This is a genomic window from Streptomyces sp. CA-181903 (assembly GCF_050937075.1).
Classification (GTDB): Bacteria; Actinomycetota; Actinomycetes; order Streptomycetales; family Streptomycetaceae; genus Streptomyces.
The window spans coordinates 1,880,223-1,902,777 of record NZ_JBNJLY010000001.1 but is presented as its reverse complement, the minus strand read 5'-3'; the positions used below and the strand labels follow the sequence as shown (position 1 = coordinate 1,902,777).

The window sequence follows — 22,555 nt, the reverse complement described above, 5'->3', positions numbered from 1 at the left end:
ACGTGCGTCGAGGCGCCGGTCGTGCGCCGGTCAGTTGTGGCCGAAGCGCTTCTGCCGGCTCTTGTGGGCGATGTCCGCCGGCGTCACCCGCGTCGACTGGGCCTCCATGGACGACTTCTGCGCCTGCTGCTGGCCGCGCTCGGCCTGCGTCGTCTTCTGCTGACTCCGGTCCTGCTTCTTGTTCTTGGCCATGGCCGTTGTTCGCCTCCACTCCGGATGCCCCCCGGTGTCTCCGCACAACACCCTGGCACGCGTGGACGAAACCCGCATTTCGGTCCATAACCATGTGTGACAGGGATACTTCTCGGCCGCACCCCGTATCCGCCACGCCGATGATCCAGTTCGGACTGATAACCCCCGTGCGGTCGGGCAGACTCCTGGGAAAGCCATGTGACAACCGGGGCACTGCCGTGCCGGGGGCGACCGCATCACTCGACATGCCGGACATGCTGGACATACGGAGAGAAGGTGCACCGTGGACCGCTGCGTCGTCCTGGTGGACGCCGGGTACCTGCTGGGCGCCGCCGCCAGCCTGCTGGCCGGGGAGCCCGCCCGGTCCCGCATCACCGTCGACCACACCACCCTCATCCAGGGTCTGCGCGAACGCGCCGAGGACGACACCCAACGCCCCCTGCTGCGCATCTACTGGTTCGACGGCGCCCCTGACCGGGTGCCCCAGCCCGAGCACCGCCGGCTGCGCGTGATGCCCAGGGTCACCGTCCGGCTCGGCGCCCTCACCCGCACCGACGGCCGCTGGGCCCAGAAGGGCGTCGACGCGGCCATGCACGCCGAACTCACCGAACTCGCCCGCAACCGGGCCTGCTCCGACATCGTCCTGGTCACCGGCGACGGCGACCTGCTGCCCGGCCTGATGTCCGCCAAGGAACACGGCGTCGCCGTCCACCTCTGGGCCGTCCAGGCCGCCGACGGCGACTACAACCAGTCCGAGGACCTCGTCGCCGAGGCCGACGAACGCCGCGTCCTCGACCGCACCTGGATCACCCGCGCCGTCCGCGCCCGGGAGCTCACCGGGCCCTGTGCGCCCGCCCCCACCGCCGAACCGGAGATCGCGGCGATCCTCTCCGCGCCGCTGCCCGAGAGCGGCGGGGCGGGCGAGCGGGTGGGGGCGCCGGCCTCGCCCGCCGAGCGGCGGGAGCCCGTACGGAACGGGGTGCGCCCCGCGCCGGTGCCCGCCGCCGCTGCCGCCGAGCGGGGGGACGCGTCGGGCACCCGGACCGTGCCCACGCCCAAGGACCTCGCCGTCCTCGGCAAGGGGCCCGCCGCCGGTCCGGCCGTGACGGCGCCGCCCGCTCTCGGCCATCCGAACGCCACGTTGCGCTGGTCCTCCGACCGGGGGCTGGTCGACCGGGGGCCGGGCAACGGCTCCGGGGAACCTCCCGAGATCGCCGCCCTCCCGACGCTCGCCCAGCTCACCAGCGCGGAGCAGCGGTGGGCCGACCGGGAGGAGGACATCACCACCGTGGGAGGTGACCCCTTCGAGGTCGGACAGGTGTTCGCCCGGCGGTGGACCGAGCGGATCACCGATTCCGTGCACCTCCAGCACTTGTCGACGGAGTATCCGCGGATCCCGCATCGGATCGACGGGGAGCTGCTGCGGTACGCGGCGCGGTTCGGGCTGCTGGCGCACAAGGACGACCAGATCGACGAGCGGGACCGGTACGCGATTCGCGCCGGGTTCTGGCGCGAGATCGACGCGCGGACGGCGGCGGAGCACGCGCCTGCCGGCGATTGAGGGTGCCCCGGTCCCTCCCCTTCGCCGCTTCCTGGGGCTGCGCCCCAGACCCCGCTTGTCGCGGCTTCGCCGCTCGTCCTCAAACGCCGGACGGGCTGGATGGGGCTTGCCCCGCGAGCAACACCCCCCTACCCCAACCGCAGCCGCCCCCCGCCCTACGCGTACCCTCATAGCTCGTGAGGATGGGCGTGAAGCAGGCGGCAGGGCACGCCGGGGAGCCGGTGGACGCCGTGTGCAGCGTGCGCGGGCTCGTCAAGACGTATCCCGCCGCCCGCGGGCGGCGCGGCGCGCAGGGGCACGAGGAGATCCGCGCCAGCGACCGCATCGACCTCGACGTCCACCGAGGCGAGATCTTCGGACTGCTCGGCCCGAACGGCGCCGGCAAGACCACCCTCGTCCGCCAGCTCACCGGCCTCCTCCGTCCCGACCGGGGCAGCGTCGAGATGCTGGGGCACGACCTCGTCCGGTACCCGGACCGCGCGGCGCGGCTCGTCGGCTACCTCGGGCAGCAGTCGAGCGCGCTCGACGAGCTGACGGTGGCGCTGGCCGCCGAGACGACCGGACGGCTGCGCGGCCTGGGGCTGCGGGCGGCGCGGGCCGAGCGGGACGCGGTGCTGGACGAACTGGGGCTGGGGCCGCTCGCGGGCCGGCCGTTGAAGAAGCTCTCCGGCGGCCAGCGCCGCCTCGCCTGCTTCGCCGCCACCCTGGTCGGCGACCGCCCGCTGCTGGTCCTCGACGAGCCGACCACGGGCATGGACCCGGTCGCCCGGCGCGCGGTCTGGGCCGCCGTGGACCGGCGGCGCGCCGAGCGCGGGGCGACCGTCCTGCTCGTCACCCACAACGTCATCGAGGCCGAGACCGTCCTCGACCGGGTCGCCGTGCTGGAGCGCGGGCGGATCATCGCCTGCGACACCCCGGCCGGGCTCAAGGAGCTCGTCGCGGACGAGGTGCGGCTCGACCTCGTCTGGCGCGACGCGCCGCCGCTCGACGTCCCCGAGGTCGCGGCGCTCCGCGGCATCGCCACCGAGACCGGCCGCCGCTGGTCGCTGCGGCTCGGCCACGCCGAGGCGCGGGCGGCCGTCGCCGCCGTCACCGGCGGCCCCGCCTTCGCCGCGCTCGACGATTTCACGCTCGCCACGCCCAGCCTGGAGGATGTGTACCTCGCGCTGGGCGGCCGTGCGGAGGGTCTGGTGAAGGGGTGACGAGGGCCCGAGGAACGTCCGCCGCCGTGCTGCCCGTGACGCCCGTACGGCCTGTACCGCCCGTACCGAACAGGAGTCGTTCCGCGTGAGTGCTGTGTCCGCAGAAGCGGTGTCCGGGAAGGCACGGGAGCGGGGTGCGGTCCGGTCCCGGCCCGTGGGCGGGGAGCCCGCGCCGCTGGCGCCGCGCGCCCGGCTGCTGCCCGCGCTGTCGGCCGTCTACCGGGCGCAGCTCTCCCGCGCCCGGGTGGCGCGGATCCCGCTGCTGTTCGTGGCGACCTTCCAGTCCGTCGGCATCATGATCCTGATGCGCGGCGTCGTCGACGGCGGGGACGAGGCGCGGGCCGTCGTGGCCGGCTCCAGCGTGCTGGTGGTCGCGTTCGTCGCGCTCAACCTGCTGGCCCAGTACTTCGGGCAGCTGCGCGCGAGCGGCGGACTCGACCACTATGCGACGCTGCCCGTGCCGCCCGCCGCGGTCGTGCTCGGCGCGGCCGGCGCGTACGCCTCGTTCACTGTGCCCGGGACGGCCGTCACCGCCGTCATCGGGAGCGTGCTGTTCAAGCTGCCGCTGACCCACCTGTGGGTGCTGGCCGGCGTCATCCCGCTGGCCGGGGCCGCCCTGGCCGGGCTCGGCGCCGCCCTCGGGCTGCTCGCGCCCCGGCAGGAACTGGCGACGCTCCTCGGACAGCTCGGGATGTCGGCGGCGCTGCTGCTCGGCGTGCTGCCCGTCTCCCACATGCCCGCGCCGATCGCCCTCGCCCGCGACCTGCTGCCGTCCACCTACGGCGTGGAGGCGTTCGCCCGCAGCTTCGACGCGCACCCCGACTGGCTGCGGGTCGCCGGGGACCTCGGCGTCTGCGCGGCCGTCGGCGTGGTCTCGCTGGCCGTCGCCACCTGGGCGTACCGCCGGGCGGCCGTGCGGTGACGCGCCGCGATGCCCGTCCTGCCGCCGACGGCGCGTCCTCGACCTGGCACGATGGCGGGGTGACCGCACCACTGACCCCCAACGACCGGCCCTCGCACCGCCCCTCCTACGAGAGCCGCGACGGCCGGGCCGCCCTCCTCGACGCGGTGCGCGCCGAACTGCCCGCCGCGGGCGTCGTGGCCGCGGCCGTGACGCTCTCCGGGGCGCTGTTCGGGCTGCTGTGGGTGTGGCTGGCGCCGCACGTGCCGCTGATCTCCGACGGCCGGGCCGTGTTCCTCAAGAACTCGGAGGGCGAGCAGGCGATCGGCGCCGACGGCACGTTCGCCCTGCTCGGCCTCGGCTTCGGTGCGGTGGCCGCGGCCCTGGTCTTCCTCTTCCGGCGGGCCGGCGGCATCGCAATCGTCGCCGCGCTGGCGGCCGGCGCCCTGCTGGCCTCGGTCCTCGCCTGGCGGCTGGGCGTCTACATGGGACCGGCCTCGGACGTGGTGGCTCATGCGCGGTCGGTCGGCAAGGGGGTCGTCTTCGACGCGCCGTTGCGGCTTGGCGCGAAGGGGATGCTGCTGGCCTTCCCGATCGCGGCGATGGCCGTGCATCTGCTGCTCACCGCGGCGTTCGGGCCGCGGGATCCGGAGCCGGGCCCGCCGTGGGAGGCGGGCGCCGGGCCCGGGGTGTCCTCTCGCTGAGTCTCGCTGAGCCTTGCTCAGGCCGGACGACGGCCGTGGTTCGCTCGGTTCTTCTTGAGACGCCACTTGCGCTTGCGGGTGCGCTTGGACATGCGGGCCCTTTCGTGGGCGGGTCGCTGACGCGTCGCGCTTCTGTCGTAGCGCGGTGTGGCGTCGGCGTCCAGGGGGTGTTGCCCCGGTCCCTCCCCCAGAGGGGGCACCCCAACGGGCTGATCAGCCCGTCCGGCGTTTGAGGACAGCGCCCGCAGGGCGCTGCGGGGGTGCGGGGGCTTTGCCCCGCAAGAAACGGTGAAAGGGAGGGACCGGGGCACCCCACCCACCCTCACACCCGCGCGATCTCCGCGACCTTCGCCCCCGTCAGCCCCACCAGAACCTGCGGCTCCAGCTCCACTTCCAGCCCCCGGCGCCCCGCCGACACGTGGATCGTCGCGTGCGCCAAAGCAGATGCGTCGACCGCCGTACGCAACCGCTTGCGCTGCCCGAGCGGCGAGATGCCGCCCCGCACGTACCCGGTGGTCCGCTCCGCCGCCGCCGGATCCGCCATCGCGGCCCGCTTGCCGCCCACCGCCGCCGCCAGGGCTTTCAGATCCAGGGAGCCGCTGACGGGGACGACGGCCACCGTCAGGGTGCCGTCCACCTCCGCCACCAGGGTCTTGAAGACGCGGCCGGGCTCCACGCCCAGGGCGTCGGCGGCCTCCTCGCCGTAGGACGCGGACGCCGGGTCGTGGGTGTAGGCGTGCAGGGTGAACGGGACGCCCGCCTTCTCCAGGGCGACCACGGCGGGGGTGCCGCCCGACGTCCCTGCGGCTTTCTTCGCCAACTCTCCTTCGCCTCCGCTCAGTTGGGGCTGGTCGGCCGCCGGGTGAAGTCCACCGCGGGCAGCGAGGGGAGCTTACCGATCAAGGCGGTCTCGGTGCGCAGCAGCCTCAGTTCGTCCGCCAGGCGGGACGCGGTGTCGGGGGCCTGGAGGAGCCGCTGCTTGGCCGGGACGTCGAGCATGGCGGCCGAGGCGACGAGGTACGAGAGCACGGACGGCTCCTCGGGGATGTCCTGCCGGCCGGCCAGGGTCCGTTCGCTGGCCCCGGCCAGTCGCTTCTGGTAGGCGCGGAACGCCCGCAGCACCCCGGAGGCCAGCGCGCCGGCCCCCTCGCCGGGACGTTCCTCCAGCTCCTCCGTCTCGCCGGTGAGGAACGGGCCGGAGGCGTCGACCGACAGCAGCCGGAACCGGGTCGTCCCGGTGGCCAGGACCTCGTACGTGCCGTCCGGGCGCTCCCGCAGCGTCGCGGCCTCGGCCACGCAGCCGACGGCGTGGAACGCGGCCAGCGGGTCCGGGCCGAAGCCCGTCGCCGGGCCCGGTTCCGGGCGGGTCTCGGCCGGCAGGCCGGGGGCGCTGTGCGCGACCTCGAAGCCGTCGCGGATGGCCACGACGCCGAACCGGCGCGGGGCGTCGTCGGGCAGGTCCGCGAGGTGGCGCATCATCGCGCGGTACCGCTGCTCGAAGACGTTCAGAGGCAGGACGAGGCCCGGGAACAGCACCGAGTTGAGGGGGAAGATCGGGAGGCGCGCGGTGGTCACAGCCGGTAAGCCTAGGCCCTGCGGGGGCGGGAGCGCTCCCTCCCGCCGACCACCGCCCCCGTCACTGCCGGCGCAGGAGTCGCGACGCGCCCGCCGCGACCGTCGTCGCCAGCACCCAGCCGATCAGCACCAGCGCCGAGGCCAGCCACTGCCCCGCCCCTCGGTCTTCCACGCCTGGCCCTGCCCGAGGTCGACCACGGGCAGCAGCAGGTCGAGGGTGTAGAGCGCCGCGTTCCAGGTGGGCGACTCCTCGGGCTTGACCGGCGGCAGCGGGTGGCGGGCGAACCACAGGGTGCCCAGCGCCCACAGCACCGCCATCCAGAGCGCGGCCCGCCCGGGGCGGTAGCCGTAGGCCACCGTCCAGTCCTGGAGGTAGCCCCACGCCTTCCCGGCGAGCGGCAGCGTCTCGCGGCGCCGCCGCTGCTTGGCGAGCAGCACCGCCCGGGCGTCGGTGTCCTCGCCGCTGTCCCGCAGCGAGGCGGCCAGGCACTCGTACGGCTCGGGGGCGTACTCCGGGGTCGCGGCGGCCACCCACTCCAGCCGCCGGGGCAGCGGGAACGGGCCGTGCGGTATCAGCGTCTCGTACGAGAACCCGGCCATCACCAGCCCGCCGGGGCCGGGCCAGCTCTCCCACCGGTCGACGAGGTTGACCACCCGGGCGCCGGACAGCACCACCCGCCCGTGCTCCGGCCGCTGCCCGAGGAAGCGCAGCTCCGGCGTCTGGATGCGGCGCAGCGACACCTCCTGCCCGTCGGAGAGCGCCAGCCGGGCGCCGCTGAAGTCGAGGGCGTCGCCGAACCGCCCGTCGTCCAGCCGCATCCCGCCCTCGCAGCTGAAGTTCCGCAGCCGCGTCCCGTACACCGGGCCGGTCGGCGAGATCCCGTACGGGGGAGTGGCGCCGGAGATCACCGGGCCTTCCTCGGCGGCGGGGGTGAAGTAGACGGTCCGCTCGACGGTGAGCTGCGGGGCGTTGAGCGCCCGCCGCCCGAAGGGGTTGCTGAGGGTGGTGCCGCGCAGGCTGAGCGAGGCGCCTATCTTGGCGCCGCGCAGGCTCAGCTCCCCGTACGCGCGGGCCAGCTCCGCCTGAAGGTCCTGGCCGACGGTGAGGCCGTCGGCGGCGATGCACACCCCGCGCCGGTCGCGGCGGACCACGGCCTGGTTGAGCAGCAGGTCGGTGCCGACCCGGGCGTCGCTGAGCCGGATCCCGCGCCGGACGACGCAGCGCGGCAGGTGCAGGTCGCCCTCGGTGTGCAGCCGGGCGGCCTCCAGCCGGGGCAGGGTGCAGCCGACCAGCCGCAGGGTGGTGAACCGGCACTCGGGCAGCAGCACCTGCTGCTCGAAACGGCAGTTCTGCAGCTCCACGTAGGGGACGACCGTGCCGCCGGAAAGGTCCAGCAGCCCGGTGATCTGCACCCCGTTGAGCTTGAGCGCCGGCACCCGGCCGGGTAACGCGGGCGGCCCGTCGAGCAGCAGCAGCGCGATCACCCGGGCCCGCACGCTGCGCTCGGGGCCCCAGGTGTACGGGCCGTCGGGGTCGTTCCGCTCCGGGTGCGGGGTGCGCAGGTCGTGGGTGGTGCCGGAGCGGAACGCCCGCCACATGCCCCGTTCGGCGGGGGTGAGCTCCAGGCCGGGGGGCGGATCTCCGTCGGGCGACGCGGTCACGGTTCCCTCCCTCTCGCACGCTCGGGCGGCGCCGGACGCCTGTCACCCCCGTGGCGCCGGCCACGCGTACTGGCTCGATTCCCGGTGGGTGACCCCTTGAACACGCAGCGTGCGACGACTTTGACGGGCGCCCGTCAAGCACCTCGGCCGGCGGGTGCGACGGAGTGAAGATCCATTCCCGGCCGGCGTATCACTGGGTGGTACGGAGAGCGGTGTGCCGGGACGGGTCTGAGACAATTGGCCATGTGATCTCCCGAATCGATCTGCGCGGCGGAGCCGTCACCGACGGCGTCATCGACCGCGACCTGCTGCCCCGAGCCGAACTCGACGTCGAGGCCGCCCTGGAGAAGGTGCGGCCCATCTGCGAGGACGTGCATCATCGCGGGACGGCGGCACTGATCGACTACGCGGAGAAGTTCGACGGCGTCACCATCGACCGGGTACGCGTCGCGCCCGAGGCGATCGAGCGCGCCCTGGCGGAGCTGGACCCGGCGGTCCGCGCCGCCCTGGAGGAGTCCATCCGCCGCGCCCGCCTCGTCCACCGCGAGCAGCGCCGCACCGACAAGACCGTCACCGTCGTCCCCGGCGGCACGGTCACCGAGCGCTGGGTGCCCGTCGAGCGCGTCGGCCTGTACGTGCCGGGTGGCAACGCCGTCTACCCGTCGTCCGTCGTGATGAACGTGGTGCCCGCGCAGGAGGCCGGCGTCGCCTCGCTGGCCGTGTCGTCCCCGCCGCAGAAGGACTTCGGCGGGCTGCCGCACCCCACCATCCTCGCCGCCTGCGCCCTCCTCGGCGTGGACGAGGTGTACGCGGCCGGCGGCGCCCAGGCCATCGCCATGTTCGCCTACGGCACCGACGAGTGCCGGCCCGCCCAGCTCGTCACCGGCCCCGGCAACATCTGGGTCGCCGCCGCCAAGCGGCTGCTCAAGGGCCGTATCGGCATCGACGCCGAGGCCGGCCCGACCGAGATCGCGATCCTCGCCGACGACACCGCCGACGCCGCGCACGTCGCCGCCGACCTGATCAGCCAGGCCGAGCACGACACGCTGGCCGCCGCCGTCCTCGTCACGCCCTCCGAGGCGCTCGCCGAGGCCGTCGAGGCCGAGCTGAAGACCCAGGTCGCCGCGACGAGGCACGTGGAGCGGATCACCGAGGCGCTGGCCGGCCGGCAGTCCGGGATCGTCCTCGTCGACGACCTCGACCAGGGCCTCGCCGTCGTCGACGCCTACGCCGCCGAGCACCTGGAGATCCAGACCGCCGACGCCTCCGCCGTCGCCGCCCGGGTCCGCAACGCCGGCGCGGTGTTCGTCGGCCCGTACGCGCCCGTCTCCCTCGGCGACTACTGCGCCGGCTCCAACCACGTCCTGCCCACCGGCGGCTGCGCCTGCCACTCCTCCGGCCTGTCCGTGCAGTCCTTCCTGCGCGGCATCCACGTCGTGGACTACAGCCGCGACGCGCTCGCCGACGTCACCCACCACGTGGTGACGCTGGCGGAGGCGGAGGACCTGCCGGCGCACGGCGCGGCGCTCAAGGCGCGGTTCGGGTGGAAGGTGCCACAGGGCAAGTGACGAGAATCGACGAACTCCCCATCCGGGACGAACTGCGCGGCAAGACCCCGTACGGCGCGCCGCAGCTCGACGTCCCCGTCCGGCTGAACACCAACGAGAACCCCTACCCGCTGCCCGAGGCCCTGGTCGCGCGGATCGCCGAGCGCGTCGCCGAGGCCGCCCGGGACCTCAACCGCTACCCGGACCGGGACGCGGTCGAGCTGCGCACCCGGCTCGCCGAGTACCTCACCCGCACCGGCGGGCACGAGGTCGCGTGCGCGAACGTGTGGGCGGCCAACGGCTCCAACGAGGTCCTCCAGCAGCTGCTGCAGACCTTCGGCGGGCCCGGCCGTACGGCGATGGGCTTCGAGCCCTCGTACTCGATGCACGCGCTGATCTCCCGCGGCACCGGCACCGGCTGGCTCGCCGGGCCGCGCCGGGACGACTTCACCATCGACGTGGACGCGGCGGTCGACGCCATCGCCGAGCACCGCCCCGACGTCGTCTTCGTCTGCTCGCCCAACAACCCCACCGGCACCGCCGTCGACGCGGAGACCGTGCTGCGGCTGTACGACGCGGCGCAGGCGGCCAAGCCGTCGATCGTCGTCGTGGACGAGGCGTACGGCGAGTTCAGCCACCACCCGTCGCTGCTGCCCCTGATCGAGGGCCGGCCGCACCTCGTCGTCTCGCGGACGATGTCCAAGGCGTTCGGCGCGGCCGGGCTGCGACTGGGCTACCTCGCCGCCGGCCCGGCGGTGGTGGACGCCGTGCAGCTCGTCCGGCTGCCGTACCACCTCTCGTCCGTCACCCAGGCGACCGCCCTCGCGGCGCTGGAGCACACCGACACGCTGCTCGGCTACGTCGAGCGGCTCAAGTCCGAGCGGGACCGCCTGGTCGCCGAGCTGCGGGCGATGGGCTGCGAGGTCACCGCGTCCGACGCGAACTTCGTCCAGTTCGGGGTGTTCGAGGACGCCCACGCCGCCTGGCAGGCCATTCTCGACCGGGGCGTCCTGGTCCGGGACAACGGCGTGCCCGGCCGGCTGCGGGTCACCGCGGGCACCCCCGAGGAGAACGACGCGTTCCTGGACGCGGTGCGCGCCGTCATGAAGGAGAACCGATGAACCACCGCGTGGGTCGCGTCGAGCGGACCACCAAGGAGACGTCCGTCCTGGTCGAGATAGACCTCGACGGGACCGGGCAGGTCGACGTGTCGACGGGCGTCGGCTTCTACGACCACATGCTCGACCAGCTCGGCCGGCACGGGCTGTTCGACCTCACCGTCAAGACCGACGGCGACCTGCACATCGACACCCACCACACCATCGAGGACACCGCCCTCGCGCTGGGCGCCGCCTTCCGGCAGGCGCTCGGCGACAAGGTGGGCATCTACCGCTTCGGCAACTGCACGGTCCCGCTGGACGAGTCGCTGGCCCAGGTGACCGTCGACCTCTCCGGCCGGCCGTACCTGGTGCACACCGAGCCCGAGAACATCGCGCCGATGATCGGCACCTACGACACGACGATGACCCGGCACATACTGGAGTCCTTCGTCGCCCAGGCGCAGATCGCGCTGCACGTCCACGTGCCGTACGGGCGCAACGCGCACCACATCGTGGAGTGCCAGTTCAAGGCGCTGGCGCGGGCGCTGCGGTACGCGTGCGAGCGCGACCCGCGGGCCGCCGGAATCCTCCCGTCCACGAAGGGTGCGCTGTGAACGGCCTCTCCACCGCCCTGATCCTGGTCGGGCTCTTCCTCGTCGGCGGGATCATCTCCTTCGCCAAGCAGGGGATGCCGAAGGGCGTCATCGTGCTGCTCGGCATCGGCGCCGCGATGGCGCTGGCCGCCGGTGTGATGCGGATCGAAAGCCTGTGGTCATGAGCAAGAAGGTTGTCGTCTTCGACTACGGGTTCGGCAACGTCCGGTCGGCCGAGCGGGCCCTCGCCCACGTCGGCGCCGACGTGGAGATCACCCGCGACTTCGACCGGGCCATGAACGCCGACGGCCTCCTCGTCCCCGGCGTCGGCGCGTTCGCCGCCTGCATGAGCGGGCTGCGCGCGGCCCGCGGCGACTGGATCGTCGACCGGCGGCTGTCCGGCGGCCGGCCCGTGATGGGCATCTGCGTCGGCATGCAGGTCCTCTTCGCCCGGGGCGTCGAGCACGGCGTCGAGACCGACGGCCTGGACGAGTGGCCCGGCACCGTCGAGCCGCTCAAGGCCCCGGTCGTCCCGCACATGGGGTGGAACACCGTCACCCCCGCCGAGGGCTCCGCCCTCTTCGCCGGCCTCGACGCGGACACCCGCTACTACTTCGTGCACTCCTACGCCGTCCGCGACTGGAGCCTCGAAGTCACCAACGAGGCCATCAAGCCGCCCCTGGTGACCTGGGCCGAGCACGGCGAACCGTTCGTGGCGGCCGTCGAGAACGGGCCCCTGTGGGCCACCCAGTTCCACCCCGAGAAGTCCGGCGACGCCGGATCCCAGCTGCTGACCAACTGGATCGAGACCCTCTGATGCCCAAGCTCGAACTCCTCCCCGCCGTCGACGTCCGCGACGGCCAGGCCGTACGCCTCGTCCATGGCGAGTCGGGCTCCGAGACCTCGTACGGCGACCCGCTGGCCGCCGCCCGCGCCTGGCAGCAGGCCGGCGCCGAGTGGCTGCACCTCGTCGACCTGGACGCCGCGTTCGGCACCGGCGACAACCGGGAGCGGATCGCCGAGGTCGTCCGGGCCATGGACATCAAGGTCGAGCTGTCCGGCGGCATCCGCGACGACGCCTCGCTGGCCGCCGCCCTCGCCACCGGCTGCACCCGCGTCAACCTGGGCACGGCCGCCCTGGAGACCCCCGAGTGGGTCGCCAGGGTCATCGCCGAGCACGGCGACAAGATCGCCGTCGGCCTCGACGTGCGCGGCACCACGCTGCGCGGGCGCGGCTGGACCCGCGACGGCGGCGACCTCTACGAGACGCTCGCCCGCCTCGACTCCGAGGGCTGCGCCCGCTACGTCGTCACCGACATCGCCAAGGACGGCACCCTCCAGGGCCCCAACCTGGAGCTGCTGAAGAACGTCTGCGCGGCCACCGACAAGCCGGTCGTCGCCTCCGGCGGAGTCTCCTCCCTCGACGACCTCCGGGCGATCGCCGGTCTGGTGCCGGAAGGTGTCGAAGGCGCGATCGTGGGCAAGGCCCTCTACGCGAAGGCGTTCACCCTGGAAGAGGCCCTGGAGGCAGTGTCCGTATGAGTGAGACCCCGGCCCCGCAGCGCGTGCAGACAGACAGTCCCTGGGAAGCGACGATCGGCTTCGCGCGTGCCGTGGCGGCCGGGGACCGGGTGCACGTCGCCGGCACCATGCCGCTCGTCGACGGCGTCCTCGTCGGCGAGGGCGACCCCTACGAGCAGGCCCGCGCCGCCTTCTCCAACGCGCTCGCCGCACTGGAGGAGTTCGGCCTCGGCCCCGAGTCCGTCGTCCGCACCCGGATGTACCTGACCCATGCGCGGGACGTGGACGCGGTCGGCCGCGCCCACAAGGAACTCTTCGACGGGATCCGGCCCGCCGCGACCATGGTCGTCGTGTCCGGCTTCGTCGACTCGCGCGTCCTGGTCGAAGTAGAAGTAGAAGCATTCAGAGGAGCATCGGCGTGACCCTCGCGGTCCGAGTCATCCCCTGCCTGGACGTGGACAACGGCCGCGTCGTCAAGGGGGTCAACTTCCAGAACCTGCGCGACGCGGGCGACCCCGTCGAGATGGCCCGCGTCTACGGGCGGGAGGGCGCCGACGAGCTCACCTTCCTCGACATCACGGCTTCCTCCGGCAATCGCGAGACGACTTATGACGTGGTGCGGCGGACCGCCGAGCAGGTTTTCATCCCGCTGACCGTGGGTGGTGGGGTTCGGACCGCCGACGACGTCGACAAGCTGCTGCGGGCCGGGGCCGACAAGGTCGGGGTCAATACGGCGGCGATCGAGCGGCCCGATCTGGTGCGGGAGATCGCCGAGCGGTTCGGGCGGCAGGTGCTGGTGCTGTCGGTCGACGCGCGGCGGACTGCCTCGGGGTCGTTTGAGGTCACCACGCATGGCGGGCGGCGGGGGACCGGGCTTGACGCCGTTGAGTGGGCGCATCGGGCGGCGGAGCTGGGCGCCGGGGAGATCCTGCTTAACTCGATGGACGCGGACGGGACGAAGGACGGGTACGACACGGAGATGATCGCCGCGGTGCGGCGGCATGTCTCCGTGCCGGTGATCGCGAGTGGCGGCGCGGGGAAGCTTGGCGATTTCGCGCCGGCGGTCGCGGCCGGTGCTGACGCGGTGTTGGCCGCGTCCGTGTTCCACTTCGGTGATCTGCGGATCGGGGAGGTCAAGGGGGCGTTGCGGGATGCGGGGCATCCCGTGCGGTGAGGTTGCCCCGGTCCCGCCCTTTCGCCGTTTCTTGCGGGGGCAAGCCCCCGCACCCCCGAAACCGCGCTCCGCGCGGTTGTCCTCAAACGCCGGACGGGCTGAATTCAGCCCGTCCGGCGTGGACTGGGCGGGACCGGGGACCCTCACAACCCCAGCCGCGCCGCCAGCAACTTCGCCTTCGCGACCTCGTCACCCTCCAGCTCCACCCGCGCGGCGGACTGCCGCCCGAAGGCGAACAGCGTCAGCTCACCCGGTTCACCGGTGACGGTGACGACGGGGACGCCCCGGTTGCCGACCGCCGTGCGGCCGTCCGGTCGGCGGAGGACGACGCCGACCGGCGCCTTGCGGCCGAGGACGCGAGCCATCTTCTCCAGGCGGGTCCAGAGAGCGTCGGCGAAGACGGGGTCGGGCTCCCGAGGCGTCCAGTCGGGCTGGGCGCGCCGGACGTCCTCGGTGTGGACGTAGAACTCGACGGTGTTGGCGGCCTCGTCGAGCTGCTTGAGGGCGAACGGCGAGGTGCGCGGCGGCCCGGTGCGGATGAGCTGGACCAGTTCCTCGTACGGCTTGGCGGCGAACTCGGCCTGGACCCGTTCCAGGCGGGCGGCCAGGGGTTTGAACAGGACGCCCGCCGCGGCGTCCGAGCGGCGTTCGCGCACCACGACGTGGGCCGCGAGATCGCGGGCGCTCCACCCCTGGCAGAGCGTCGGGGCGTTCGGGCCCGCGGTCTCCAACAGATCCGCGAGAAGCAGGCGTTCGCGCTGTGCGTGGGTCGACATGACGGCAGCCTACGGTCGGCGCCGCCGTCGTGCCACGGCGCCGCGCCCGCCGGCCGCTCGGGCGGGGCCGGCTATTCGGGCAGGGGGGCCGTCAGCTTGGCGCCGCCCGGCTTGTCGCTGCGGGCGATCCAGCAGGTGACCCGGCGCTCGCCGGTCAGCAGGTACGTCCGTTCGTTGGGGTAGAGCGCGAAGTAGTAGTACAGGCGGCCGTCGTTCACGGCGCGCAGCCGTCGCTCGGCGTCCGGCTTGCACAGGCCGCGGGCCTTCTCCTGGATGTCCGACTCGGTCAGCAGGCCGTTGCTCAGCGTCCGGTTGGTGATCGCCTCGCCGTCGTGGCTGCCATCGCAGGACTTCTTCTCGACGCGGGTGACGGACGGGGTCATCGCCGGGTGGTCGAAGCACTCGCCGGGCTTGATGACGACCATGGGCACCACGATCGACGACGAACCGGAGGGCGACGGCTCGGCGGAGCCCGTCGGCGGCAGGGGTATGTGCGGGAGCGTCGGCAGCGGTGACGGTCTGTACGACGGGGCCTCGCTCGACGAGGTGCTCGGGGAGGACGAGCCCTTGGCGGACGGCTTGTCGTCGCCCCCGGAGTCCTTGGTGGCGAAGATGACGCCGCCCACGATCAGGCCGACCACCAGTACCGCGCCCACCACGATGGCGGCCACCTTGGCCCCGCCGCCCCCCGAGGGCGGCGGCGCCATCCCGGGCTGCGACCCGTAAGGGCCGTACCCCGGCGGCTGGTTCTGGCCGTACGGCTGCGGGCCCTGCCCGTACGGGGGCTGTCCGCCGTAGGGCGGCTGCCCGCCGTACGGGGGCTGCCCGCCGGGGCCCGGCTGTCCGTCGCCGTAGGGCGGGGGCTGCTCGGGCGGCGGCCCGAAGCCCGACGGCGGTCCGAAACCGCCGCCGCCCCCGGGCGGCTGCGGCGGATTGGAGGGAGGGGGAGGAGGCGGTGAGGTCATGACGGAAGCATGCCGTATCCCTCGGACATCCATGCGACCGGTCCGGGAGCGGCACAATGGCTCCATGACCGGCAAGCCCCTTTCCAGTTCCGAGACCGGCCCCACCGGCTCCCCTCGCTCCTCCCGTCCCGCCGTCCCCGGCAGCACCGCACTCGACCCCGCGGTCGCCGCGCGCCTCAAGCGCACCGCCGAGGGCCTGGTGCCGGCCGTCGCCCAGCAGTACGACACCGGCGAGGTGCTGATGCTCGGCTGGATGGACGACGAGGCGCTGCACCGCACCCTCACCACCGGCCGCTGCACCTACTGGAGCCGCAGCCGCAACGAGTACTGGGTCAAGGGCGACACCTCCGGCCACGTCCAGCACGTCAAGTCCGTGGCCCTGGACTGCGACGGCGACACCCTCCTCGTCAAGGTCGACCAGACCGGTCCGGCGTGCCACACCGGGACGCGCACCTGTTTCGACGCCGGGGAGCTGCCGTTGGGCCAGTAGGCTCCGCTGGCATGGCTGCCACCTCCACCGCTCCGGGGCCCGCTCAGCTCCCCGACGCCGACACCTTCCGCGCGCTGGCCAAGGACCGCCGGGTCATCCCGGTCACCCGGCGCTTCCTGGCCGACGGCGACACCCCCGTCGCCCTCTACCGCAAGCTCGCCGCCGAACGGCCGGGCACGTTCCTGCTGGAGTCCGCGGAACAGGGCCGGAGCTGGTCGCGCTACTCGTTCATCGGCGTCCGCAGCGCCGCCACCCTCACGGCGCGGGACGGGGAGACGCACTGGCTGGGCACCCCGCCCGTCGGCGTCCCCACCGACGGCGACCCGCTGCGCACCCTGCGGGCGACCGTCGAGGCGCTGCACACCCCGCGCGACCTGATCGAGGGCGCCGGGCTGCCGCCCTTCACCGGCGGCATGGTCGGCTACCTGGGCTACGACGTCGTCCGCCGCCTGGAGCGGATCGGCGACCGGCACTCGGAGGGCGACGGGCTCGGGCTGCCCGAACTCACCATGCTGCTCACCTCGGACCTCGCCGTCCTCGACCACTGGAACGGCACGGTCCTGCTGATCGCCAACGCGATCAACCACAACGACCTGGAGACGGGCGTCGACGAGGCGTACGCGGACGCCGTGGCCCGCCTCGACGCGATGACCGCCGACCTGCACCGGCCCGTCCCCACCCACCCGACCGTGCTGCCGCCCGCCGAGCTGCCGGAGTTCACCGCCCGCTGGGGCGGCGCCGACTACCAGGCGGCCGTCGAGGACATCAAGGAGCGCATCCGGGCCGGCGAGGCGTTCCAGGTCGTGCCCTCGCAGCGGTTCGAGACGCCGTGCGCGGCCTCCGCGCTGGACGTCTACCGGGTGCTGCGGGCCACCAACCCCAGCCCGTACATGTACCTCTTCCAGTTCGACGGCTTCCAGGTCGTCGGCTCCAGCCCCGAGGCGCTGGTGAAGGTCGAGGACGGGCGGGCCATGGTCCACCCCATCGCCGGCACCCGCCCGCGCGGCGCCACCCCGCAGGCCGACGCCGCCCTCGCCGAGGAACTCCTCGCCGACCCCAAGGAGCGCGCCGAGCACCTGATGCTCGTCGACCTCGGCCGCAACGACCTGGGCCGGGTCTGCGAACCCGGCAGCGTCGAGGTCGTCGACTTCATGTCCATCGAGCGCTACAGCCACGTCATGCACATCGTCTCCACGGTCACCGGCCGCCTCGCGCCCGGCCGGACGGCGTTCGACGTGCTCACCGCCTGCTTCCCGGCCGGCACCCTCTCCGGCGCGCCCAAGCCCCGGGCCATGCAGATCATCGAGGAGCTCGAACCGTCCCGCCGCGGCCTGTACGGCGGCTGCGTCGGCTACCTCGACTTCGCCGGGGACTCCGACACCGCCATCGCCATCCGCACCGCCGTGCTGCGCGACGGCACCGCCTACGTCCAGGCGGGCGCGGGCGTCGTCGCCGACTCCGACCCGGTGGCCGAGGACACCGAGTGCCGCAACAAGGCCGCCGCCGTGCTGCGGGCCGTGCACGGCGCCGCCCGGCTCACCCGCCCGGGGGCACCGGCGTGACCCCGGCTGCGCGGCGCGCGCGGGCGCAGGGGATAGTGGAAGGGTGAGCGCAGCCGTACCCCACCCCCGCACCCGCACCGAGCCCGCACCCGGCCGGAGCGCCCGGCGCAGCGTCGGCGCCGCCCTGTTCCTCACGGCCGCCGGCGCCGCGCTCGTGCTGCTCGCCGGCGGCCGGACGTGGGTCGAGGGCACGGCGGCGGGCGTCCGCGACGCGGCCCGCGAGCAGGCCACCGGCCAGGACGTCACCGGCCTGCCCGGCGCCCTCGCCATCGTCGGCCTGGCCGCGCTCGTCGCCGTCTTCGCCGTGCGCCGGGCCGGCCGCACGCTGGTCGCCGCCCTGCTGGCGCTGTGCGGCGCGGGCGTCGTCGTGGGCTGCGTCACCGGCGCCTCCGACACCGGGGCCCTGGAGGAGAAGGCGGCCAGGACCACCGGCCTGTCCCACGCCGCCGTCGAGCACGTCAGCCACACCCCCTGGCCCTGGGTGGCCCTGGCCGGCGGCGTCCTGCTGCTGCTCGCCGGGCTGCTCGCGCTGCGCTACGGCCGGCACTGGCCCGCCATGGGCGGCCGGTACGAGCGCGACGGCACCCCGCGGCCCCGCCGGCCGCGCCGCGCGCCGGACCCCGAGCGGCCCGAGGAGATCTGGAAGGCCCTCGACCGGGGGGAGGACCCCACCGGCGACGCCGCGCCGCGGTAACCGCCGCCCGGGCGCCGGCCATCCGCGACGCCCACCCCACGTCGAGACGGTCACGGGCCGTCAGGGACAATGACCGCGAGGGTCATGCGCCGCCCGCAGGCGCGATTCGGCGACCCCCAGCAACGAGGAGTCAAGTCATGTCGGGTCAGGTACACCACGGACAGACCCCGGCCGCCTGGACCGGTGTCATCATTTCCTTCATCGGCTTCTGCGTCGCCAGCGCGTTCATCGTGATGGCCAAGCCGGTCGGTTTCTGGGCCGGTGTCGGCGTCATCTTCCTCGGCGCGATCGTCGGCGGCATCATGCGCCTCATGGGCCTCGGCCAGGCCCCCAAGATGGGCTCGCGTCCCAAGGCCGAGGCGCAGCCGCAGAACGGCTGACCGGCGGTCGCCGTACCCGCACCGCCCTCGCGCGAAGGCGCGGCCCGGAACCCGTACCGACCACCACCCTGATCAGCCGTACGGGCGTCCCGGGCCGCGCCTTCGCGCGTTCCGGCGGACACTGGCGGCGTGAGGGAGCCCGCTTCCGGCCCGGGCCGGGCCGTCGCATCGCCCGTCCGCCGCCCGTCCTCCCGCCGTCCGTCCCCCCGCCGTCCGTCCCTCCGCAGGCTGGGCGCGCCGCTCGGCGTCGCCGCGGGGCTCGGCGCGGCGGCGGCCCTGGTCGGGACGGTGGACCCGAACGAGCCCGGCCACTACCCCGTCTGCCCGCTGCTCCACTTCACCGGCCTGCTCTGCCCCGCCTGCGGCGGCCTGCGCGGGCTGCACGCCCTGCTGCACGGCGACCTCCCCGCCGCCCTGCGCGCCAACGCCCTCGCCGTCCCGGGCTACGCCGTCTTCGCCGTCCTCTGGGCGGCCTGGTGCGTCCGCGCGGTGCGCCGCGACGGCGGGATGCCGCTGGCCCTGCGGCCGGCGCACTGGTGGGGGATCGGGCTGCTGGTGCTGGCCTTCACCGTGGTGCGGAACCTGCCCTGCGGGGCGATGCTCGTTCCGTGAGGGCCTCCGGGCTCGTACCTTGAGGGCCTCCGGCACCGGCGGTGGGCGGCCGGCCCGCGACGCCGCCGTCAACCGGATGCGCGACCCGCGCCCGGCGGCAAGTACCATCACAGTGTGCTGGTGGGACGAGTACGAACCGCATCAGCCCAGATCATCCGAGCCCGGAAGGGGGCCGCTCGCGTGAGTGTGCTCGACGAGATCATCGACGGAGTCCGTGCCGACCTCGCGGAACGGCAGGCGCGCGTCGGCCTCGACGAGCTCAAGGAGCGGGCCGCCAAGGCCCCGCAGGTCAGGGACGGCGCCGCCGCCCTCCGCGGCGAGAACGTCTCGGTGATCTGCGAGGTCAAGCGCTCCAGCCCGTCCAAGGGCGCGCTGGCCGCCATCGCCGACCCCGCCGCGCTCGCCGCGGACTACGAGGCGGGCGGCGCCTCCGTCATCAGCGTGCTGACCGAGCAGCGCCGCTTCGGCGGCTCGCTCGCCGACCTGGAGGCCGTCCGCGCCAAGGTCGACATCCCGGTCCTGCGCAAGGACTTCATCGTCACCGCCTACCAGCTGTGGGAGGCCCGCGCCTACGGCGCCGACCTCGCCCTGCTGATCGTCGCGGCCCTGGAGCAGGAGGCCCTGGTCTCCCTGATCGAGCGGGCCGAGTCCATCGGGCTCACCCCGCTGGTCGAGGTGCACGACGAGGACGAGGTCGAGCGGGCGGTGGCCGCCGGCGCCCGCGTCATCGGCGTCAACGCGCGCGACCTCCGGACGCTGGAAGTGGACCGCGGCACCTTCGCCCGGGTCGCCCCCGAGATCCCGGACGGCATCGTCAAGATCGCCGAGTCCGGTGTGCGCGGCCCGCACGACCTCATCGCCTACGCCAACGACGGCGCCGACGCGGTGCTCGTCGGCGAGTCCCTGGTCACCGGGCGCGACCCCAAGGGGGCCGTCGCCGACCTGGTCGCCGCCGGCGCCCACCCGGCCCTGCGGCACGGCAGGAGCTGAGGACGGCATGACCGCGTACGCGCGCCTGGCCCGGGGGTGCCGCCCCCGGGGCTGCCGCGCGCCGGCGCGGCGGGTGCGCGGCCGCAGGGTGCGCTACCACATCGGGTGCGAGCCCGGGCAGATCAACGGGCGCCGATGGCGCGGGACCGCTCAGCCGTAGCCGGTCCCTTCGGCGAGCGCGGGGTGCCTTCTCCACGCCCGCCGCCCTTTTCTGTCACAGGAGTACCTCCGTGTCCTCTGAGTTCTTCGTTCCCGACCCCGCGGGCCAGGTGCCCAGCGCGGCGGGCTACTTCGGCGCCTTCGGCGGCACCTTCATCCCCGAGGCGCTGGTCGCCGCCGTGGACGAGGTCGCCGTCGCCTACGAGAAGGCCAAGTCCGACCCGTCGTTCGCCGCCGAGCTCGACGACCTGATGGTCCACTACACCGGGCGTCCCAGCTCCCTCACCGAGGTGCCGCGGTTCGCCGAACACGCGGGCGGCGCCCGGGTGTTCCTCAAGCGCGAGGACCTCAACCACACCGGCTCGCACAAGATCAACAACGTGCTGGGCCAGGCCCTGCTCACCAAGCGCATGGGCAAGACGCGCGTCATCGCCGAGACCGGCGCCGGCCAGCACGGCGTCGCCACCGCCACCGCCTGCGCCCTCTTCGGCCTCGACTGCACCATCTACATGGGCGAGGTCGACACCGAGCGGCAGGCCCTCAACGTCGCCCGGATGCGGATGCTCGGCGCCGAGGTCATCGCCGTGAAGTCCGGCAGCCGCACCCTGAAGGACGCCATCAACGAGGCGTTCCGCGACTGGGTCGCCAACGTCGACCGCACCCACTACCTCTTCGGCACGGTCGCCGGGCCGCACCCCTTCCCCGCCATGGTCCGCGACTTCCACCGGGTCATCGGCGTCGAGGCCCGCCGGCAGATCCTGGAGCGCGCCGGGCGGCTGCCCGACGCGGCCGTCGCCTGCGTCGGCGGCGGCTCCAACGCCATCGGCCTGTTCCACGCCTTCATCCCCGACGCGGGCGTCCGGCTCATCGGCTGCGAGCCCGCCGGGCACGGCGTCGAGACCGGCGAGCACGCGGCCACCCTGACCGCGGGCGAGCCGGGCATCCTGCACGGCTCCCGGTCCTACGTCCTCCAGGACGACGAGGGGCAGATCACCGAGCCGTACTCCATCTCGGCCGGCCTGGACTACCCCGGCGTCGGACCCGAGCACGCCTACCTCAAGGACTCCGGCCGGGGCGAGTACCGGGCGGTCACCGACGACGCCGCCATGCGGGCGCTGCGGCTGCTGTCCCGCACCGAGGGCATCATCCCGGCCATCGAGAGCGCCCACGCGCTCGCCGGCGCCCTGGAGGTCGGCCGGGAGCTGGGCGAGGACGGCCTGATCGTCGTCAACCTGTCCGGCCGCGGCGACAAGGACATGGACACCGCCGCCCGCTACTTCGGCCTCTACGACGCCGACGCCGAGGTGGCCGCCGACCGCACCGCCACCGCGGAGATCGAGGGGGACGTCAAGTGAGCGGGAACGTACGACTGTTGGCCGACACCCTCGCCGCCGCGAAGGCCGAGGACCGCGCCGCGCTCATCGCCTACCTCCCGGCCGGCTTCCCGACCGTGGACGGCGGCATCGCGGCGATCAAGGCCGTCTTCGACGGCGGGGCGGACGTGGTGGAGGTGGGGCTGCCGCACAGCGACCCCGTCCTCGACGGTCCCGTCATCCAGACCGCCGACGACATCGCCCTGAAGGGCGGCGTCCGGATCGCGGACGTCATGCGGACGGTCCGCGAGGCCCACGCGGCCACCGGCAAGCCCGTGCTCGTCATGACGTACTGGAACCCCATCGACCGTTACGGCGTCGAGCGGTTCACCGCCGAACTGGCCGAGGCGGGCGGCGCCGGCTGCATCCTGCCCGACCTGCCCGTCCAGGAGTCGGACCTGTGGCGCGAGCACGCCGGCCGGCACGGCCTGGCGACGGTCTTCGTCGTCGCGCCGAGCAGCAAGGACGAGCGGCTCGCCACCATCACCGCGGCGGGCAGCGGCTTCGTCTACGCGGCCTCCCTGATGGGCGTCACCGGAACCCGCGCGTCCGTCGGCGCGCAGGCGAAGGAGCTCGTCGAGCGCACCCGGGCCACCGGCACCGCGCTGCCCGTCTGCGTCGGTCTCGGCGTCTCCGACGCGGCCCAGGCCGCCGAGGTCGCCGGGTTCGCGGACGGGGTGATCGTCGGCTCGGCATTCGTCAAGCGGATGCTGGACGCCCCGGACGAGGCGGCCGGGCTCGCGGCGGTGCGGGAGCTGGCCGGGGAGCTGGCGGACGGCGTACGCAAGCGGGGCTGATCCCGGGCGTCGGCCTCGGGAGGTG

The 22,555-nt window shown here is 74.1% G+C and carries 26 protein-coding genes and 1 pseudogene; 21 read left to right on the top strand and 6 right to left on the bottom strand.

The genetic code is table 11. The features are described from left to right. Positions 1-30: 30 nt before the first annotated feature. Complete coding sequence (locus tag ACQEVS_RS08280) at positions 31-192, bottom strand: hypothetical protein (protein ID WP_433017311.1); 162 nt, start codon at positions 190-192, stop codon at positions 31-33. A 283-nt stretch (positions 193-475) separates the two neighbouring features. On the opposite strand from ACQEVS_RS08280, the gene ACQEVS_RS08275 reads away from it, so the two are divergent. The 4 genes from ACQEVS_RS08275 (at position 476) to ACQEVS_RS08260 (ending at position 4,560) form a co-directional block, all read left to right on the top strand. Next, positions 476-1,753, top strand: coding sequence for an NYN domain-containing protein (locus tag ACQEVS_RS08275; protein WP_433017308.1), 1,278 nt, complete (start codon positions 476-478; stop codon positions 1,751-1,753). 230 nt (positions 1,754-1,983) lie between these two features. Next, complete coding sequence (locus ACQEVS_RS08270) at positions 1,984-2,955, top strand: ABC transporter ATP-binding protein (RefSeq protein WP_433027374.1); 972 nt, start codon at positions 1,984-1,986, stop codon at positions 2,953-2,955. Positions 2,956-3,040: 85 nt separating this feature from the next. Then, positions 3,041-3,877, top strand: coding sequence for an ABC transporter permease (locus ACQEVS_RS08265; RefSeq protein WP_433017305.1), 837 nt, complete (start codon positions 3,041-3,043; stop codon positions 3,875-3,877). Positions 3,878-3,936: 59 nt separating this feature from the next. Further along, positions 3,937-4,560: an ABC transporter permease gene (locus ACQEVS_RS08260; protein WP_433017302.1), complete on the top strand. Its 624-nt coding sequence runs from the start codon at positions 3,937-3,939 to the stop codon at positions 4,558-4,560. 322 nt (positions 4,561-4,882) lie between these two features. Here ACQEVS_RS08260 and ybaK read toward each other — a convergent pair whose 3' ends face one another. The 3 genes and pseudogenes from ybaK to ACQEVS_RS08245 form a co-directional block, all read right to left on the bottom strand. After that, positions 4,883-5,380 carry a Cys-tRNA(Pro) deacylase gene (gene ybaK / locus ACQEVS_RS08255; protein WP_433017299.1) on the bottom strand — a complete coding sequence of 166 codons (498 nt, stop codon included), beginning with the start codon at positions 5,378-5,380 and terminating at the stop codon, positions 4,883-4,885. Between the two features lie 17 nt (positions 5,381-5,397). Next, positions 5,398-6,135, bottom strand: coding sequence for an LON peptidase substrate-binding domain-containing protein (locus ACQEVS_RS08250; protein ID WP_433017296.1), 738 nt, complete (start codon positions 6,133-6,135; stop codon positions 5,398-5,400). A 61-nt stretch (positions 6,136-6,196) separates the two neighbouring features. Then, positions 6,197-7,797: pseudogene (locus ACQEVS_RS08245) on the bottom strand (oxidoreductase). A 245-nt stretch (positions 7,798-8,042) separates the two neighbouring features. On the opposite strand from ACQEVS_RS08245, the gene hisD reads away from it, so the two are divergent. From hisD to hisF, 8 genes are read left to right on the top strand one after another with little or no spacing between them, the layout of a single operon-like run. Then, positions 8,043-9,365 carry a histidinol dehydrogenase gene (gene hisD / locus ACQEVS_RS08240; RefSeq protein ID WP_433017293.1) on the top strand — a complete coding sequence of 441 codons (1,323 nt, stop codon included), beginning with the start codon at positions 8,043-8,045 and terminating at the stop codon, positions 9,363-9,365. Continuing rightward, positions 9,362-10,465 carry a histidinol-phosphate transaminase gene (locus ACQEVS_RS08235; protein ID WP_433017290.1) on the top strand — a complete coding sequence of 368 codons (1,104 nt, stop codon included), beginning with the start codon at positions 9,362-9,364 and terminating at the stop codon, positions 10,463-10,465. Before hisD ends, ACQEVS_RS08235 begins: the two co-directional genes overlap by 4 nt. After that, complete coding sequence (hisB, locus tag ACQEVS_RS08230; RefSeq protein WP_004955323.1) at positions 10,462-11,058, top strand: imidazoleglycerol-phosphate dehydratase HisB; 597 nt, start codon at positions 10,462-10,464, stop codon at positions 11,056-11,058. Before ACQEVS_RS08235 ends, hisB begins: the two co-directional genes overlap by 4 nt. After that, entirely contained in the window at positions 11,055-11,222 is a 168-nt protein-coding gene (locus ACQEVS_RS08225) for a hypothetical protein (RefSeq protein ID WP_433017287.1), read from the top strand. The genes hisB and ACQEVS_RS08225 overlap by 4 nt, the downstream gene beginning before the upstream one ends. Then, positions 11,219-11,854 (top strand): imidazole glycerol phosphate synthase subunit HisH, encoded by a 636-nt coding sequence (gene hisH / locus ACQEVS_RS08220; protein ID WP_433017284.1) that lies wholly within the window; start codon positions 11,219-11,221, stop codon positions 11,852-11,854. The genes ACQEVS_RS08225 and hisH overlap by 4 nt, the downstream gene beginning before the upstream one ends. Further along, on the top strand, positions 11,854-12,579 hold the full coding sequence (gene priA / locus ACQEVS_RS08215) for a bifunctional 1-(5-phosphoribosyl)-5-((5-phosphoribosylamino)methylideneamino)imidazole-4-carboxamide isomerase/phosphoribosylanthranilate isomerase PriA (RefSeq protein WP_433017281.1): 726 nt from the start codon (positions 11,854-11,856) through the stop codon (positions 12,577-12,579). The genes hisH and priA overlap by 1 nt, the downstream gene beginning before the upstream one ends. Further along, positions 12,576-12,980 carry a RidA family protein gene (locus ACQEVS_RS08210; protein WP_433017278.1) on the top strand — a complete coding sequence of 135 codons (405 nt, stop codon included), beginning with the start codon at positions 12,576-12,578 and terminating at the stop codon, positions 12,978-12,980. Before priA ends, ACQEVS_RS08210 begins: the two co-directional genes overlap by 4 nt. Beyond that, positions 12,977-13,732: an imidazole glycerol phosphate synthase subunit HisF gene (gene hisF / locus ACQEVS_RS08205; protein ID WP_433017275.1), complete on the top strand. Its 756-nt coding sequence runs from the start codon at positions 12,977-12,979 to the stop codon at positions 13,730-13,732. Before ACQEVS_RS08210 ends, hisF begins: the two co-directional genes overlap by 4 nt. Positions 13,733-13,875: 143 nt before the next feature. Here the strand turns inward: hisF and ACQEVS_RS08200 are convergent, their stop codons facing one another. Beyond that, positions 13,876-14,508: a TIGR03085 family metal-binding protein gene (locus ACQEVS_RS08200; protein ID WP_433017272.1), complete on the bottom strand. Its 633-nt coding sequence runs from the start codon at positions 14,506-14,508 to the stop codon at positions 13,876-13,878. 71 nt (positions 14,509-14,579) lie between these two features. Next, positions 14,580-15,473: a hypothetical protein gene (locus ACQEVS_RS08195; protein ID WP_433017269.1), complete on the bottom strand. Its 894-nt coding sequence runs from the start codon at positions 15,471-15,473 to the stop codon at positions 14,580-14,582. A 64-nt stretch (positions 15,474-15,537) separates the two neighbouring features. Here ACQEVS_RS08195 and hisI point away from each other — a divergent pair, with 64 nt between their 5' ends. The 9 genes from hisI to trpA all read left to right on the top strand — a co-directional run bounded on the left by hisI (position 15,538) and on the right by trpA (position 22,530). Next, positions 15,538-15,963: a phosphoribosyl-AMP cyclohydrolase gene (gene hisI, locus ACQEVS_RS08190; protein ID WP_433017266.1), complete on the top strand. Its 426-nt coding sequence runs from the start codon at positions 15,538-15,540 to the stop codon at positions 15,961-15,963. Positions 15,964-15,974: 11 nt separating this feature from the next. Next, entirely contained in the window at positions 15,975-17,525 is a 1,551-nt protein-coding gene (locus tag ACQEVS_RS08185) for an anthranilate synthase component I (protein WP_433017263.1), read from the top strand. Between the two features lie 43 nt (positions 17,526-17,568). Continuing rightward, the gene (locus tag ACQEVS_RS08180; protein WP_433017260.1) at positions 17,569-18,219 is read left to right on the top strand and encodes a TIGR02234 family membrane protein; all 651 of its coding nucleotides are present in this window, start codon (positions 17,569-17,571) and stop codon (positions 18,217-18,219) included. Between the two features lie 137 nt (positions 18,220-18,356). Continuing rightward, the gene (locus ACQEVS_RS08175) at positions 18,357-18,599 is read left to right on the top strand and encodes an HGxxPAAW family protein (protein ID WP_351510979.1); all 243 of its coding nucleotides are present in this window, start codon (positions 18,357-18,359) and stop codon (positions 18,597-18,599) included. 129 nt (positions 18,600-18,728) lie between these two features. Next, positions 18,729-19,211 carry a DUF2752 domain-containing protein gene (locus ACQEVS_RS08170; RefSeq protein ID WP_433017257.1) on the top strand — a complete coding sequence of 161 codons (483 nt, stop codon included), beginning with the start codon at positions 18,729-18,731 and terminating at the stop codon, positions 19,209-19,211. Positions 19,212-19,391: 180 nt separating this feature from the next. Further along, on the top strand, positions 19,392-20,201 hold the full coding sequence (trpC, locus tag ACQEVS_RS08165; RefSeq protein WP_433017254.1) for an indole-3-glycerol phosphate synthase TrpC: 810 nt from the start codon (positions 19,392-19,394) through the stop codon (positions 20,199-20,201). A gap of 7 nt (positions 20,202-20,208) precedes the next feature. After that, entirely contained in the window at positions 20,209-20,361 is a 153-nt protein-coding gene (gene trpM, locus ACQEVS_RS08160) for a tryptophan biosynthesis modulator TrpM (protein ID WP_398274117.1), read from the top strand. A 70-nt stretch (positions 20,362-20,431) separates the two neighbouring features. Next, complete coding sequence (gene trpB / locus ACQEVS_RS08155; RefSeq protein WP_433017251.1) at positions 20,432-21,715, top strand: tryptophan synthase subunit beta; 1,284 nt, start codon at positions 20,432-20,434, stop codon at positions 21,713-21,715. Continuing rightward, complete coding sequence (gene trpA, locus ACQEVS_RS08150) at positions 21,712-22,530, top strand: tryptophan synthase subunit alpha (RefSeq protein ID WP_433017248.1); 819 nt, start codon at positions 21,712-21,714, stop codon at positions 22,528-22,530. Before trpB ends, trpA begins: the two co-directional genes overlap by 4 nt. Positions 22,531-22,555 lie beyond the last annotated feature (25 nt).

Excerpts from the sequence above, each read along its gene's own strand:
- hisH (WP_433017284.1), top strand. The coding sequence starts at position 11,219 with ATGAGCAAGAAGGTTGTCGTCTTCGACTACGGGTTCGGCAACGTCCGG.
- ACQEVS_RS08210 (WP_433017278.1), top strand. The coding sequence starts at position 12,576 with ATGAGTGAGACCCCGGCCCCGCAGCGCGTGCAGACAGACAGTCCCTGG.
- ACQEVS_RS08185 (WP_433017263.1), top strand. The coding sequence starts at position 15,975 with ATGGCTGCCACCTCCACCGCTCCGGGGCCCGCTCAGCTCCCCGACGCC.
- ACQEVS_RS08175 (WP_351510979.1), top strand. The coding sequence starts at position 18,357 with ATGTCGGGTCAGGTACACCACGGACAGACCCCGGCCGCCTGGACCGGT.
- hisI (WP_433017266.1), top strand. The coding sequence starts at position 15,538 with ATGACCGGCAAGCCCCTTTCCAGTTCCGAGACCGGCCCCACCGGCTCC.
- hisB (WP_004955323.1), top strand. The coding sequence starts at position 10,462 with ATGAACCACCGCGTGGGTCGCGTCGAGCGGACCACCAAGGAGACGTCC.
- trpM (WP_398274117.1), top strand. The coding sequence starts at position 20,209 with ATGACCGCGTACGCGCGCCTGGCCCGGGGGTGCCGCCCCCGGGGCTGC.
- ACQEVS_RS08195 (WP_433017269.1), bottom strand. The coding sequence starts at position 15,473 with ATGACCTCACCGCCTCCTCCCCCTCCCTCCAATCCGCCGCAGCCGCCC.
- ACQEVS_RS08200 (WP_433017272.1), bottom strand. The coding sequence starts at position 14,508 with ATGTCGACCCACGCACAGCGCGAACGCCTGCTTCTCGCGGATCTGTTG.
- priA (WP_433017281.1), top strand. The coding sequence starts at position 11,854 with ATGCCCAAGCTCGAACTCCTCCCCGCCGTCGACGTCCGCGACGGCCAG.
- ACQEVS_RS08280 (WP_433017311.1), bottom strand. The coding sequence starts at position 192 with ATGGCCAAGAACAAGAAGCAGGACCGGAGTCAGCAGAAGACGACGCAG.